Annotated in this window: 12 protein-coding genes; 3 read left to right on the top strand and 9 right to left on the bottom strand. The window is 74.0% G+C overall.

Annotated features, from left to right (window positions below; translation table 11 throughout):
• Positions 1-87 precede the first annotated feature (87 nt).
• The 4 genes from Q3W68_RS13115 to Q3W68_RS13100 form a co-directional block, all read right to left on the bottom strand.
• Positions 88-528, bottom strand: coding sequence for an HNH endonuclease (locus tag Q3W68_RS13115; protein ID WP_302905633.1), 441 nt, complete (start codon positions 526-528; stop codon positions 88-90).
• A 180-nt stretch (positions 529-708) separates the two neighbouring features.
• Positions 709-1,866, bottom strand: a complete 1,158-nt coding sequence (locus Q3W68_RS13110; RefSeq protein WP_302905632.1) for a hypothetical protein — start codon at positions 1,864-1,866, stop codon at positions 709-711.
• 34 nt (positions 1,867-1,900) lie between these two features.
• Entirely contained in the window at positions 1,901-3,445 is a 1,545-nt protein-coding gene (locus Q3W68_RS13105) for an FAD-dependent oxidoreductase (RefSeq protein WP_302905631.1), read from the bottom strand.
• Between the two features lie 196 nt (positions 3,446-3,641).
• Positions 3,642-4,121 (bottom strand): MSMEG_6728 family protein, encoded by a 480-nt coding sequence (locus tag Q3W68_RS13100; RefSeq protein ID WP_302905630.1) that lies wholly within the window; start codon positions 4,119-4,121, stop codon positions 3,642-3,644.
• 141 nt (positions 4,122-4,262) lie between these two features.
• Here Q3W68_RS13100 and Q3W68_RS13095 point away from each other — a divergent pair, with 141 nt between their 5' ends.
• Positions 4,263-5,993, top strand: a complete 1,731-nt coding sequence (locus tag Q3W68_RS13095; RefSeq protein WP_302905706.1) for a TrkA family potassium uptake protein — start codon at positions 4,263-4,265, stop codon at positions 5,991-5,993.
• A 91-nt stretch (positions 5,994-6,084) separates the two neighbouring features.
• Here the strand turns inward: Q3W68_RS13095 and Q3W68_RS13090 are convergent, their stop codons facing one another.
• Complete coding sequence (locus Q3W68_RS13090) at positions 6,085-7,326, bottom strand: APC family permease (RefSeq protein ID WP_302905629.1); 1,242 nt, start codon at positions 7,324-7,326, stop codon at positions 6,085-6,087.
• Between the two features lie 275 nt (positions 7,327-7,601).
• Here Q3W68_RS13090 and Q3W68_RS13085 point away from each other — a divergent pair, with 275 nt between their 5' ends.
• Entirely contained in the window at positions 7,602-8,747 is a 1,146-nt protein-coding gene (locus tag Q3W68_RS13085) for a hypothetical protein (RefSeq protein WP_302905628.1), read from the top strand.
• Positions 8,748-8,754: 7 nt separating this feature from the next.
• Here the strand turns inward: Q3W68_RS13085 and Q3W68_RS13080 are convergent, their stop codons facing one another.
• Positions 8,755-9,516, bottom strand: a complete 762-nt coding sequence (locus Q3W68_RS13080) for a phosphatase PAP2 family protein (RefSeq protein WP_302905705.1) — start codon at positions 9,514-9,516, stop codon at positions 8,755-8,757.
• Between the two features lie 141 nt (positions 9,517-9,657).
• Here Q3W68_RS13080 and Q3W68_RS13075 point away from each other — a divergent pair, with 141 nt between their 5' ends.
• Positions 9,658-10,866, top strand: a complete 1,209-nt coding sequence (locus Q3W68_RS13075; protein ID WP_302905627.1) for a DUF4032 domain-containing protein — start codon at positions 9,658-9,660, stop codon at positions 10,864-10,866.
• Between the two features lie 12 nt (positions 10,867-10,878).
• On the opposite strand, the gene nagA is transcribed toward Q3W68_RS13075, so the two are convergent.
• The 3 genes from nagA to Q3W68_RS13060 form a co-directional block, all read right to left on the bottom strand.
• Positions 10,879-11,988 (bottom strand): N-acetylglucosamine-6-phosphate deacetylase, encoded by a 1,110-nt coding sequence (gene nagA, locus Q3W68_RS13070; protein WP_302905626.1) that lies wholly within the window; start codon positions 11,986-11,988, stop codon positions 10,879-10,881.
• The gene (locus tag Q3W68_RS13065; RefSeq protein ID WP_302905704.1) at positions 11,985-12,866 is read right to left on the bottom strand and encodes an ROK family protein; all 882 of its coding nucleotides are present in this window, start codon (positions 12,864-12,866) and stop codon (positions 11,985-11,987) included. Before Q3W68_RS13065 ends, nagA begins: the two co-directional genes overlap by 4 nt.
• A 187-nt stretch (positions 12,867-13,053) precedes the next feature.
• Entirely contained in the window at positions 13,054-13,983 is a 930-nt protein-coding gene (locus Q3W68_RS13060) for an SIS domain-containing protein (protein WP_302905625.1), read from the bottom strand.
• Positions 13,984-14,013: the final 30 nt, after the last annotated feature.

Below are 14,013 nucleotides of genomic sequence, written 5' to 3'. Positions count from 1 at the left end.
GTCCCGCGCCCCCGCCGGTCGCGGGACCGGCGGGCGCGGCGCCGGGGCGTACCCCCGACACCGCCCCCTGTGCCCGCCGGCCGTCGGTCACCGCGCCAGCGCGGCCCAGCTCGGCGTCACCGGCTCCCGGCGCAGCGGCATGCCCGCCTCGGCCGGGGTCCGGTCACCCTTGCGCTGGTTGCACGCGTAGCAGGCGGCGGTGGTGTTCCCCCAGGTGTTCCGGCCACCGCGCGAGCGGGGCAGGATGTGGTCGATCGTGCTCGCCGCGCCGCCGCAGTAGGCGCACCGCCGCCGGTCGCGCACCAGCACTCCGGCCCGCGACCAGGCCGGACCGGCGCTGAACCGCCAGCGGGTCACCACGTACCGGACGAGGCGGACCACCCGCGGCAGCGGGAAGACGCCGATGACGCGGTCGGGCTCGGCCTCGTGGATCTCGGCGACCCGGCGGCAGAGCATCCGGATCGCGTGCTTGACGGTGACCCGGTGCAGCGGGCCGAGGTCGGCGTTTATGACGAGGACGGCGTCCACCGGGCTCTCCCTTCACGATCGGCGGTACGGCGACGACGGGGACGCGCGGCGCGCGTCAGTCGTGCCCTCCGGGCCAGGGACCGTGTTCCCGGCAGCCGTCGCCGAGCAGCCACGACGTCATCGTGGTGGCGGATCGTGGCGACATCGACGGCTCCCGGAACGGTGGTTGACCTTGCGCGCTCACGGTAGATCGATTCGGGAATCACGGGCAACGTATTTCGATCCGCCGTCGGTGGGCCGCCGCTGCCGTCCCGCCCGCCCGGCGCGCCTCGCGGCGGTGAGCGGCCGGTCGATCCGGGCGGTCATCTGCACCACCAGCTCGCTGTCCAGCAGCGGGCGGTTCACCTCGGCCGCCACCGACAGCGTGGGCGTGGAGATCGACCGCCAGATCGCGGTCAGGCCGGCGCCGAGGCCGACGAGCGCCACCGCCGCCCGGGTGGTGGGGGAGCCGGCCGCGGCGGCGGCGCTGACCCCCACGACAGCGAGCAGCACCACCAGCAGTGGCGCCAGCACCGGCCAGAAGATGCCGCGGGCCGCCTGCGCCACCAGCTTCCGGTCCCGGATGATCACGTTGCGGGCGATCACCGCCCAGTTCTCCTCGTCCAGCAGGTCGCGCGGGTGCAGGCCGCCGGTGAGCACGTCCTGCCACAGGTCGCCCTGATTGCGCAGCTCGCGGGCCAGCTCGGCGAGCCCGGCCTCGCCCGGATCGCCCACAGCGGCGCGGCCGACAGCCGTGGCCCAGGCGGCGAGGGAGCGGCGCACCACGGCGGCCGAGTACGGCGGCAGCACGCTCGCCAGCTCGTCCAGCCACCTGCTGATCTGCAGGTGCCGGCCGCCGAAGCGGGCGGCGAGCTGGTTGGCGTCGCCGCGCCGCACGGTGTCGGCGAGTGAACGCCCGAGCCGGTACGCCACGCCCACCCGGTGGTTCGTCGCCATGGTCCAGCGCAGCACGTCGATGTTGAGGTCGTCGAGCGCGTGCAGCAGCGGTTCCCGGTCGGCCCCGGTGGCGGCCCGGGCGGCGACAGTGGACGGCACCGTACGGCCGGCCGGGGTCAGCGGCGCGATCTGGGTCAGGGCGACGTCCACGCCGTCGAGATACATGCCGAGCCGGTGCCGTCCGGCCAGCTCGGTCAGGTTCGACAGCTTCGGCGGCGCCGGCGTCTGCCGGTGTCCGTCCCCGGTCAGGTCGGCGGTCTGAGCGTGGTGGTAGGCGTCCGCCATGGACCAGCCGAGCCGCAGCGCGGTGACCACCACGGTCCGTTCGTCCCGTGGTGGTCCGTGCTCCTCGTCGCGCCGCTCCTGCGTCGCGGTGCTCACCGCCCCGACCTCCCGTGTCACCGGATCAGTCGAGCGTAGAGCCGTTTTTACCCGCTTATGACCGTTTCGGTGTGGCCCGCCCGGCCAGCAGGCCACGCGGCCGGATCGACCGGACCGGCTCGGCCGCCGCACCCTCGGCACGCAGGATGTGGTTCGCGGCGATGATCCCGGTGGCCGCCGACCGTTCCATCAACGCGCTCGGGAACTCGGTGCGGATACCGTCCCCGGCCAGGTAGAGGCCCGGCGCGTCGGTGCGTACCCCCGGACGCCAGGCGTGGCTGCCCGGCGTGAACGCCGGCGCCTGCGCCTCGACCCGGGCGCGCAGCTCGCGTACCCGCAGGTCCGCCACCTCCGGCCAGAGCGCGGTCAGCTCCCGCAGCATCCGGGCGGCCAGCTCGTCGGCCGGCACGTCCGGCTCACAGGCGTACGCGTGCAGCTCCACCACCGAGCCGCCGGTCCACTCGGCCCAGCGGCGCGGCTCGTCCTCCAGCCGGTGGTAGAGCGTCACCGAGTCCAGCGTCGGCTGTCGGGAGACGCCGCTGAACACCGCGCGGTCGGCCCGGACGTCGCCGTCCATCCAGTAGCGCGCCACCGCGTACGGCGGCCCGGGCCGGCCGAACGCGGGCATCCGCGCCACCAGCTCGGGCGCCGCCGCGACCAGGCCGGGCGAGGCGGCGACCAGCGCGGCGAGCGCCGGCGGGTCCACCGCGAGCACCACGTGCGGCGCCTCCCAGGCGTCGCCGTCCGCGCCGGTCACCCGCCACCCCGCCGGGGTACGGTCCAGCCGGGCCGCCGCCGCGCCGGTCAGCACCCGGCCGCCGTGCTTCTCCACGTACCGGGTCAGCGGCTCCCAGATCGCCGTGCCGTAGTCCCGGTCCGGGCAGTCGAAGGCCAGCCCTTCCGGGTTGCCGAGCAGGTAGAAGTGGAACTGCGCGATCATCTCGGCGGCCGACATCTCCGCCTCGTGGTTGAAGAACGAGTGCGAGAAGACCTCGAACAGCATGGCCCGCGCCCGGTCCGGCAGCCGCAGCGAGGTGAGCAGGTCGTCGGCGGTCCGCTCGTCGAACTCCTCGTAGGTGCGTACCGGGTCGTAGGTGAGCAGCGGCAGCGCCGCGTCCCGGTCCATCGCGCGCAGGTCCGCCAGGCGCAGGCTCGGACTGCGCAGCAGCAGCGCCAGCAGGTTCGCCGGCGGCGCGGGCGGCAGCTTGCCGAACTCCTCGGTCGGCCACTGCTCGGACAGGATCGGATAGCCCGGGATCGGCTTGAGGAAGCCCAGCTCCGGATCGACCCGGCGCAGGATCGACCGCCAGTTCCAGTACTGCCGGAAGAACGCGTGGAAGCCGTGCTCGTTGCGCTGGACGCCGTCGGGCAACTCCTCCGGCCAGGCGCCGAGCCGGCCGCCGAGGTGCGGCGCCGCCTCCAGCACCGTCACGGCCACCCCGCGCTCGGCCAGCACCACGGCTGCCGACATGCCGGCGATGCCGCCGCCGACCACGAGCGCCGGGACCGGTCGCGGCACGCGGTCCGCGCCACCGCCGCCCGGGTCGACGAGGTGCTCGCGTACGCCGATCAGGCGACCTACCACTTGCGACAGACCCACGGGGCATCCTCCAGTCGGCGGTCCCCCCAGTCTGCCTGAGGTGAAAGGAAGGGGCCCTTTTTAACGCATACGGATGTGCGGGGCCCCTTCTTAACGCCCCGGCGGGCCGCGCCTCGCGTACGGCGCGGGCGTGCGGGGGCAGGTGTTAACAAGGGGCCCTTCCTCTACCTGAGGCGTTAAGAAGGGGCCCTTCCTTTCAAGGCAGGCAGCGGCGGGGGCGGTCCGAGGGGGGCCAGACGTACTCCAGGTCGGGGGAGACGTCGGTGAACAGCTGTGCATAGTGGGCGGGGTCCTTGCGCAGCAGCGACGACCGGTGGCTGCGGTGCAGGTCGTCGCGGCCCAGCCACGGCGGCAGTTCACCGGCGGCGGCCAGTTCGTCCTGGGTGCGGATCACCGAGATGCCGCAGGCGGCGGCGAGATCGGTGGCGAGCGTGCCGGCGCACGTGTCGGCCCGGCCCGGCTCGCACCACACCGCGCACATGTCCAGCCCGTACCGGGTCAGCGCCTCCTCGTACCCGGCCCACATCTTCACCGCGGGGTGGTTGCGCCAGCCGTAGTCCGGCCGGGTCAGCCCGCGCAGCACCTGGATCGCCTCCACACGCTGCTTGCCCAGCCGCTTCTGGTCCAGCGTGCGCGCGCTGGCCAGGAAGTCCGGATACGGCAGGAACGTCTGCATGCCGGTGCTCTACCCGTACCCGGCCCCGCCATGCGTTCATGATCGCCGGGGCTGCGCGCATCGCGAGCGGCTGACTACGATCCGGACATGGCCGAGCCACTGCGCGACCGCGCGCGCCGCGCGACCGGCTGGCGGCTCCGGATGAACGGTGACGAACGCCCCCACTACGTGGTCTGCGGCTCCGACCCGCTCGCCTACTGGGTGGTCCGGTCGCTGCTCGCCACCGACAGCGCCGACGGCCAGGTGCGGGTAACGCTCGTGGTGCCGGGCCGCCGCCGGTCCGAGGGCCCCGACGGGCGGGACGTGCCGGGGGTACGGGTGGTCACGGCGGAGCGCCTCGACGAGGCCGCGTTCCGCCGGGCCGGGCTGGCCGGCGCGGCCGGGCTGGCCCTGCTGCACCAGGACGACGTGGGCAACATGCACGCCGCGCTCTGCGCGCAGGAGGTCGAGTCGAGGCTGCGCCTGGTGGTGCGGATGTTCAACACGAACCTGGCGGACGGGCTGCGGCAGCTCTTCCCCGACTCGGCGGTGCTCTCCGACGCCTCGATCGCTGCCCCCGCGTTCGTCGCCGCCGCGCTGGGCGAGGTGGCGCCGACCCACTTCCGGCACGCCGGGCGCACGCTCTACGTGGCCCGCCGCGACGACGTACGCCCGCAGGACGTGGTCTGCGGGCTTGCGGTCACCACTGATCCGGACCTGGTCCGGGTGCTGCCCGCGGACGAGGTGGCGGCCGACGTGGTGCTGGCCGAGGCGACCGGGCGGCCGGCGGGCACCGAGGTCGCCGCGCGGCGGCTGGTACGGGCGCGGCGGCGCCGGCAGCCGGTGGCCGTTCTGCTGCGTGCGGTCCGCCACTTCGCCACCCGCAAGATCGGCATCGCGGTGCTGGTGCTGCTCGCGGTGATCGCGGCGCTGGGCTGGCTCAACGCCCGGGCCGCCGATGTGAGCTGGAGCGAGGCGGTCTACCTGACGCTGGTCACCACGCTCACCGGCCAGGACCCGGACGTCAACAAGCCGGTCGCGGCCCAGGTGATGCAGGTGGTGCTCAACCTGGCCGGGCTGGCGCTGATCCCGCTGATCACGGCCGCGGTGGTGGACGGCATCGTGAACGCCCGGCTGGCGCTGCACGCGGGCCGGGTCCAGCCGGACCGCTCCGGGCACGTGGTGATGGTCGGGCTGGGCAACATCGGCACCCGGGTGATGGCGCAGTTGCACGACTTCGGCGTCGAGGTGGTGGCGATCGACAAGAACCAGGACGCGCGTGGCGCCGCGTTGGCGCACCGGCTGGGGGTGCCGCTCATCGTGGGCGACGCGGGCCGGGAGGAGACGCTCCGGTCCGCTTCGGTGGACACCTGCCAGGCGCTCGTGGTGGTCTCCACCGACGACGGGACGAACCTGCGGGCGGCGTTGATCGCCCGTTCGCTCGACCCGGACCTGCGCGTGGTGCTGCGGTTGTTCGACGGCGACTTCGCGGAGCGGATCCAGCAGGCGTTCGGCATCGGCATCTCGCGCAGCGTGTCCTATCTGGCCGCGCCCGCGTTCGCGGCGGCCCTGCTCGATCGCGCTGTGGTCGCCACCATCCCGGTGGACCGGCACGCGCTGCTGGTCACCGAGGTGCCGGTGGTGGCCGGTTCGCCGCTGGACGGGAGTCCGCTGAGCGCGGTGGCCCGGCCCGGTGAGGTACGCCTGCTCGCGCACACCCGCCCGAACCAGAAGGCCGACTGGTCGGCCGACCCGCGCATGGTGATCCAGGCCGGTGACCGGCTGACTGTGGTGGCCCGGCGGGCCGGGCTGACCGCGTTGCTGCGGGAGACCACGCCCGCGCCGCCGCCGGCGCCCACCGGCCCGCCCGCCGCACGCCGCCCGCAGGAGTGACCGGACGCGCCAGCGGTCGGGGCCGTCGGGCGCATCAAGGGCGGTCGGCGCCTCAAGGTCAGCCGGGCGCGTCAAGGGCGGCCGGGCCGCGTCAGGCAGGTCGACGACGACGGCGGACCGCGTACCCGAGCGCGCCGAGGGCGAGCACGCCGAACCCGGCGAGCACGCTCGGCAGCGGCAGGCTGACGGCCAGCACCAGGCAGCCGACCAGCCCCAGCGCGGCGAGCAGCCGTACCGGGACGCTCCGGGCCGGGTCCGGGCCGAGCGTCAGCGCGGACGCGTTGGTGATCGCGTAGTAGACCAGCACCGTGCAGCTGGAGAAGCCGATCGCGCCCCGGATGTCGCCGACAGTCACGACGGCGATCACCACGGCGGCCACCGCCAGTTCGGCCCGGTGCGGCACCCGGTGGCGCGGATGGACCGCCGCCAGCGCGCCGGGCAGGTCCCGGCGGCGGGCCATCGCCAGCGTGGTCCGGCCGACGCCCGCCAGCAGCGACAGCAGCACCCCGGTGACCGCTACCGCCGCGCCGGCCCGGACCAGCCAGGCCAGCCCCGGGTGCCCGGCGGCGGTCACCACCTCGACCAGCGGCGCGTCGGTGGACGCCAGCCGGTCGGCGCCGAGCACGCCGAGCGCGACCGCTGCCAGCGTCAGGTAGATCGCCAGCACCGCGCCGAGCGCCAGCGGCACCGCCCGGGGGATGGTGCGCTCCGGGTCGCGTACCTCCTCGCCGAGCGTGGCGATCCGCGCGTACCCGGCGAACGCGAAGAACAACAGCCCGGCGGCGGTCAGCACGCCGCCTGCCCCGAGGTCGGCCGGCGTGGTGAACCGGTCGGCTGCTACCTGCGGCGCGCCGGTCACCGCCACCACGGCGAGCACTGTGAGCACCACCGCGACGAGCACCCGGGTGGCGGCGGCGGTCTTGCCGATGCCGCGCAGGTTCACCACTGTCACCGCCACCACGGCGAGGACCGCGACGAGCCGCGCCCGCCCCGGCCACAGGTACGCCCCGACGGTCAGCGCCATCGCCGCGCAGCTCGCCGTCTTGCCGACCACGAACCCCCAGCCGGCGAGGAAACCGGCGAACGGGTGCAGCCGTTCCCGGCCGTAGACGTAGGTGCCGCCGGACTCGGGGTAGCGGGCGGCGAGCCGGGCCGAGCTGGTCGCGTTGCAGTAGGCGATGAAACCGGCCAGCGCCAGCGCGACCAGCAGACCGGTGCCGCCGGCCGCCGCGGCGGCCGGGGCGAAGACCACGAAGACGCCCGCGCCGAGCATCGAGCCCAGACCGATGACCACCGCGTCGGGTACGCCGAGCCGCCGTGCCAGCTGTTCCACACCGGCAGCCTAGGGCGCTCAGGTGAACGGCAGCAGCCCGCGGACCCGAAATTGACGAAAATGATTTGCATAAATAACCGGCGTTCAGCGGTGGTCGATTGCCGATGCTGTCGGTAGAGTCGTTTACGCAGGTCAAGTGCGGTTCGCGAATTCCCCGAGCCGATTGTTCGATGGCGATGATCAGATTCTTTCCGCGTCGATCGGGCAAGGGCGCCCTCGAATCGGATCCGGCAATTCCGGGAACGTCTTCACCGCGACCGCGGGAGGTACCGCACATGACGCTGTTCGGCTGGGACGCGAGTGACTACGACGTCGACCGGGGGTTGACCGCCGACCGGATCCGGGACGCGCGGGCCGCGGGCATCGACTTCATGACCTACAAGGGCACGGAACAGTCGCGCGACGGCACGTTCCACAGCCAGTACTACGGGGTGATGCTCACCGCCGCGAAGGACGCGGGCATCCCGTTCCTGGGCATGTACGTGGTGGTGCACTCCGACGTCTCCGTCGAGGACCAGGCCACCACCGCGATCGACTACGCCGACAAGCACACCCCCTGGTGGCGCACGTACGACGGGTTCTTCTGGCAGATCGACCTGGAGCGCTGGCCGACCGACGACGTGCCCCCGCACATCGGCGTCGACGTGGGCCGGGAACTGGAGGAACGCACCGGCAAGGTGGCGGTGATGTACGCGTCGCGCGGTCAGTACGGCGACGACGACCTGGGCGAGTTCCCGCGCTGGAACGCCGACTACCCGTACCGGGTGGCCGAGGACTTCAAGGCCGCGTACGCGCGGGCCGGCGGGGACTCCGGCCCGGGCTGGACCCGTTACGGCAAGCCGGCGGAGACGCCGCGGATCTGGCAGTTCACCGATTCGGCGATCATCGGCCGCCAGCACACCTGCGACGCGGACGCGTTCCGCGGCACCACCGGCGACTTCGCGAAGATGATCCGCGAGAAGACGTCCACGACGGCGAAACGGGACGTGATCGCCACCTTCCACAGCACCGCGCACGCGGACGACACGCTCGACACCACCGACCGGTTCCACGCCATCCGCTGGGCCACCGGCCTGTACCACTGGACCGTGCCGGAGACGGGGCTGGTGAGCATCCAGGCGACAGTCGACCTGCGCGGGTTGCGGCGTGACGACCTGGTGCGGATACGCGCCGAGTACACCCGGCCCGGAGACGCGGAGAACGACACCCCGCTGCTGCGGCAGGAGCGGGTGTCGATCGACCCGGAGACCACGGGCGGGGTGTTCGTGGTGAGCACGCCGGACGAACGTGTCGAGCTGCCGAAGGGCACCCAGATCCGCATCCAGGTGGCGGTGCGGCCCGAGGACGACGACCACCGCCGCAGGCTGACCTACAGCACCCGTACCCGGATCAGCATCGTGGAGATCCGGCCGGCCGGGTGAGCGCCCGTCACCGCGCCGAGGAGCTGGCGGGCGGGGCGGACCAGGCGACCGGGCGTCCCCAGTCGCCGAGGCGGCGGGGCAGCGGCAGGTCGTCCCAGGGCACCCGGCGCAGCAGGCGGTCCAGCAGCAGGCCGAGCAGCAGCCCGGCGACCGAGTCGGTCAGCCAGTGCCAGCCCAGGTAGACGGTGGTGCAGAAGACCACCGCGGGCGGCACCACCCGGACCACGGTGACCAGCCGGGACGGCACGGTACGGCCGAGCGTGCGCACCAGCGGGGCCAGCAGCAGCGCCAGCACGCCGTACCAGACGATCGCGTTGGCGACGTGCCCCGACGGGTACGACTGCGCGAACCGCACCGGCAGGTCGTGCTGGAACAGCGGCAGCGTCTGCTCGGGCGACAGGAACGGCTCCTTGACCGAGGCGCTCGGTGCCGGGCGCGCCGTCCACACCTTCAGCGGGCCGACCGTGAAGAACGTGAGCACGAACCCGACCACCGGCGGCAGCAGCGGCCGAACCGAGCGCAGCCGCAGCGCCAGCAGCACACCCAGCCCGGCCGCGAGCAGCGTCAGCGGGGTGCCCTGCCCGAGCAGGTTCAGCGTCATCGCCACCCAGCGGGCGGCGGTTGGGCGGTTGTCGTCGGACCAGTCGGCGACCGCCCGGTCGAGGCCGAACAGGTGACCTGCGGCGAGCGCGACGGTCAGCGCCACCACTGCCGCGAGCAGCAGCCCGTCGAACCACCACCCGGCCGGCCGGACCGGCCGCAGCCGCAGGTCATCGCGTACCCCCGAGGTCTGACGCACGCGACCACGCTACCGGCCGCGGGCGGCGGCCGAGCGGCGCGGGCATCGGCGGCTGTGTGCCCAGCCACGAAGGGAAGCGCGGCGCGGGGGTCAGCGGTCACACTGGTTGCCGTGCGGATCACCTCGGCTCTCGTCGACCCGGCGCTGCTCGACCTCCCCTGGTCGACCCCGCTGGAGCAGTGGCCTGCCGAGCACCTGGTGGCGCTGCCGCAGGGCATCTCCCGGCACATCGTGCGGTTCGTCCGGCTGGGCGAGTACGTCTACGCGGTGAAGGAGACCGGCGAGCGGGTCGCCGAGCGCGAGTACGACCTGCTGCGGGCCCTGGAACGGATCGACTTCCCGTCGGTCGAGGCCATCGCGATCGTGGCCGACCGGCAGACCGACGACGGCGAGCCGCTGGACCCGGTGCTGATCACCCGGCACCTCCAGTTCTCGCTGCCCTACCGGGCGCTGTTCTCCAACACGCTGCGCCCGGAGACGATGAACCGGCTGCTGGACGCGCTGGCCGCGCTGATCGTGCGGATGCACCTGACCGGGTTCTTCTGGGGCGACTGCTCGCTGTCGAACACGCTGTTCCGGCGCGACGCGGGCGCGTTCGCCGCGTACCTGGTCGACGCCGAGACCGGGGCGCTGTACCCGTCGCTGTCCAACGGCCAGCGCGGCGAGGACCTGGAGATCGCCCGGCTCAACATCTTCGGCGAGGCGCTCGACCTCCAGGCCGCGGGCCTGCTGCACGAGTCGATCGACCCGGAGGTGGTCTGCGAGGAAGTCGTGCGGCGCTACGAGCGGCTCTGGCACGAGATCACGTACGAGCAGCAGGTCGAGCGTGCCGCCCGGCACGACATCGAGCGCCGCATCCGCCGCCTCAACGAGCTGGGCTTCGACGTGGCCGAGGTGGCCATGTCGACAGTCGACAACGGGCGCTACCTGGTCCGGCCGAAGGTGGTCGACGCCGGCTACCACACCCGGCGGCTGCTGCGCCTGACCGGCCTGGACGCGGAGGAGAACCAGGCCCGCAAGCTCCTCAACGACCTGGACGCCTACCGGCTGGAGAGCGACCTGACCGACGAGCAGCAGGCGGCGCACCGCTGGCTGACCGAGGTCTTCGAACCGGTGGTCCGGGCGGTCCCCGGGCACCTGCGGCGCAAGCTGGAGCCGCAGGAGCTGTTCGCCCAGATCATCGAGCACAAGTGGCTGCTGTCCGAGCAGGCCGGGCGGGACGTCGGGATGCGTCAGGCGGTGCAGTCGTACCTGGCCGACGTGCTGGTGCACCGCCCGGACGAGCAGGCGGTGCTCGGCGTCGAGGTGCCCACCGCCTGACGCCCGGGCGGATCACTCCAGCCAGTCGCCGCCGCGCATCACCCGTACCACGTTCAGGTCGTCGTCGAGCACCACCAGGTCGGCGCGCAGGCCGGTCTGGAGGGCGCCCACCCGGTCGCCCAGGCCGATCGCGCGGGCCGGGGTGGTGGCGACCATCCGGCAGGCGTCCGGCAGGGCCACGCCCGCGCCGACCGCGTGCCGCAGCGCCGCGTCCATGGTGAGCGTGCTGCCGGCGATCGCGCCGTTGTGGCTGAGCCTTGCCACCCCGCCGGCCACCGTGACCTCCTGGCCGCCCAGCTCGTACTCGCCGTCGGGCATGCCGGCTGCGGCCATCGCGTCGGTGATCAGCGCGGCCCGCTCCGGGCCGGCCACCGAGGTGGCGAAGCCGAGCATTCCGTCGTGCAGGTGCACCCCGTCGGCGACCAGCTCGCAGACCACGTTCGGGGCCTCCAGCAGCGCCACCACCGGGCCGGGCTCGCGGTGGTGCACCGGGCGCATCCCGTTGAACAGGTGGGTGCCGACGCTCGCGCCCGCGGCCACCGCCGCCCGGGTCTGCTCCCAGGTGGCGTCGGTGTGCCCGACCGCCGCGACCACGCCGTGCGACACCAGCAACTCGATCGCCTTGGTGGCGCCGTCCCGCTCGGGAGCGATCGTGACCATGCGTACGGCGCCGCCGCCCAGCTCGATCAGCTCGGTCAGCTCGGCCGTGGAGGGGTCGCGGAGGAACTCCGGGTTCTGCGCGCCGCAGCGGTCGGCGGACAGGTACGGGCCCTCGAAGTGGATGCCGGCGAGCACGCCCGCCTCGACCAGCGGGCGGTAGGCGGCGGTGGCGTCGCGCATCAGCTCGAACGGGGAACTGACCAGGCTGGCCAGCAGCGTGGTGGTGCCGTGGCCGCTGTGGAACGCGGCGGCCTGCCGCGCCGACTCCGGGTCGCCGGTGGTGAACGTGTGCCCGCCGCCGCCGTGGGTGTGCATGTCCACGAAGCCCGGCACGATCCAGTGGCCGTCGCGCACCGACGGGTACTCGGCGACAGCTGTGATCCGCCCGTCCGCGATCTCCACGCAACCCTGCCGGATGACGCCGGTCGGGGTCACCACCTTGCCGGTCACGCGCCGGGTCATCGACTCTCCTTCGCCAGGGTGTCCAGGGCCAGCAGGGCGGCGCCCAGGCAGCCGGCCTCGTCACCGAGGTCGGCCGCGACCAGGCGCGGCTCGCGGTGGAACGTCAGCCGCTCGCGCAACGCCGTCCGCAGCGGGTCGAACAGCCGGGCACCGGCCTGGGCCAGCCCGCCGCCGAGCACCACTGTCGAGACATCGTAGAGCGCCTGCCCGGTGGCGAGTCCGTCGGCGAGCGCCTCGACCGCCTCCTGCCACACCTCGACGGCGAGCGGTTCACCCGCGGCCGCCCGGTCGGCTACCTCTGCCGCGGTGGTGGGCGCGCCGGACAGCTCGGCGTACCGGCGTCCGATCGCCGAGGCCGACGACACCGCCTCCAGGCAGCCGGCCCGCCCGCATCCGCAGCGCGGGCCGCCGGGGCGTACCAGGATGTGGCCGATCTCCCCGGCGGCGCCGTGCGCGCCGGTGGCGGCCGACCCGTCGACCACGTGGGCGGCGGCGATGCCGGTGCCGATCGCGACGAACAGGACGTGGCCGGCGTCCCGCCCGGCGCCGAGCCGCGCCTCGGCCAGGCCGCCGACACGCACGTCGTGGCCGAGCGCCGCGGGCAGTCCCAGCCGCGTGGCCGCCAGCTCCCGCAGGGGTACGTCCCGGAAGCCCACGTTCGCCGACCAGACCGCCACGCCGCGCGCCTCGTCGACCACACCGGGTACGGCGATGCCGCAGGCCACCGGCGTACGGCCGTCGGCGCGGGCCTTCCCGGCCAGCCCTTCGGCCACGTCGAGGATCGTGCCGACCACGGCCTCCGGACCGCGCTGCGCGCCGGTGGCGTGCCGTTCGGTGTGCACCGTCGTACCGTCGGGCCGGACCAGGGCGCACTTCATCCCGGTGCCGCCCACGTCCAGCGCGACGACGACCTCGTCGCCCGCGCTCACGCCGTGGGCTCGCTTCGCTCGCTCACGCTGTGCCGGCTGGGCATGCGCTCACGGCCCTCGCTGCGCTCGCTTCGCTCGCTCATGCTGTGCCGGCTGGGCATGCGCTCACGGCCCTCGCTGCGCTCGGTGCGTTCGCTCATGCCAGGACCACGGACCGGGTGAGATGCCGGGGCGCGTCCGGGTCGAGGCCACGGCTGGTGGCGAGCGCGACCGCGAAACGCTGGGCCAGGATCAGGTCGGCCATCGGGTCGACCGGGTTGCGGCCGGCCGACCAGCTCGTCAGCACCGTGCGCCAGCCGTGCGTGCGGCTGTGCACGAACGTGGCGCCGGTCGCGGCCACGTCCTCGGGCAGGCCGTCCGGGATCTCGCCGAGCGCCCAGACCAGCCGGCCGGGGGCGGCGATCGAGATCGGGCCGTGCCGGTAGTCCATGGCCGGGTACGCCTCGGCCCAGAACGTGGCCGCCTCGCGGCACTTCAGCGCGGCCTCCTGGGCCAGCCCTACGGTCCAGCCGCGACCGAGGAAGGTGACCTGCTCGATGCCGGCCGGGTCGATCGGCAGCGGGGCGCGTACGGCCACCTCGGCGTCGGCGGCCAGGCGGCCGAGGTCCTCGCCGAGGTGGGCACGCAGCAGCGCGAGCGCGGTGGTGGCGAAGCGGGTCTGCACCACCGACCGCTCGTCGGCGAAGGGCAGCGCGACAGTGGCGTCGGCGAGCGTGACGGCTGCCGAGTCCGTGTCGCCGACCAGGACCGTGGTGGGGATCCGCCCGCGCAGCGCGGTGAGCAGGTCGAGCACCTCGGTGGTGGTGCCGGAGCGGGTGATCGCGATGAGCCGGTCGTACTGGCGGCCGACCGGGAACTCGCTGGCCTGGAAGGCGTCGGTCTCGCCCTGGCCGGCGGCCTCGCGCAGCCCGGCGTACGCCATGGCCATGAACCACGACGTGCCGCAACCGACCACGGCGACCCGCTCGCCGGGGCGCGGCAGGTGCTCGGCGACGGTCGGGGCGAGTCGCGCCGCCTCCCGCCAGCAGTCGGGCTGGCTCGCGATCTCCGCGTGCACGTACGCCATGACAACTCCTCGCCGGGGGAGACCTTGCGC

Source organism: Micromonospora sp. C28ISP2-4, from assembly GCF_030519385.1.
GTDB classification, from domain to species: domain Bacteria; phylum Actinomycetota; class Actinomycetes; order Mycobacteriales; family Micromonosporaceae; genus Micromonospora; species Micromonospora tulbaghiae.
The sequence above is the reverse complement of the archived record's forward strand: the minus strand, read 5'-3'. Positions and strand labels throughout refer to the sequence as shown.

Excerpts from the sequence above, each read along its gene's own strand:
- Q3W68_RS13065 (WP_302905704.1), bottom strand. The coding sequence starts at position 12,866 with ATGAAGTGCGCCCTGGTCCGGCCCGACGGTACGACGGTGCACACCGAA.
- Q3W68_RS13095 (WP_302905706.1), top strand. The coding sequence starts at position 4,263 with ATGAACGGTGACGAACGCCCCCACTACGTGGTCTGCGGCTCCGACCCG.
- Q3W68_RS13085 (WP_302905628.1), top strand. The coding sequence starts at position 7,602 with ATGACGCTGTTCGGCTGGGACGCGAGTGACTACGACGTCGACCGGGGG.
- nagA (WP_302905626.1), bottom strand. The coding sequence starts at position 11,988 with ATGACCCGGCGCGTGACCGGCAAGGTGGTGACCCCGACCGGCGTCATC.
- Q3W68_RS13060 (WP_302905625.1), bottom strand. The coding sequence starts at position 13,983 with ATGGCGTACGTGCACGCGGAGATCGCGAGCCAGCCCGACTGCTGGCGG.
- Q3W68_RS13100 (WP_302905630.1), bottom strand. The coding sequence starts at position 4,121 with ATGCAGACGTTCCTGCCGTATCCGGACTTCCTGGCCAGCGCGCGCACG.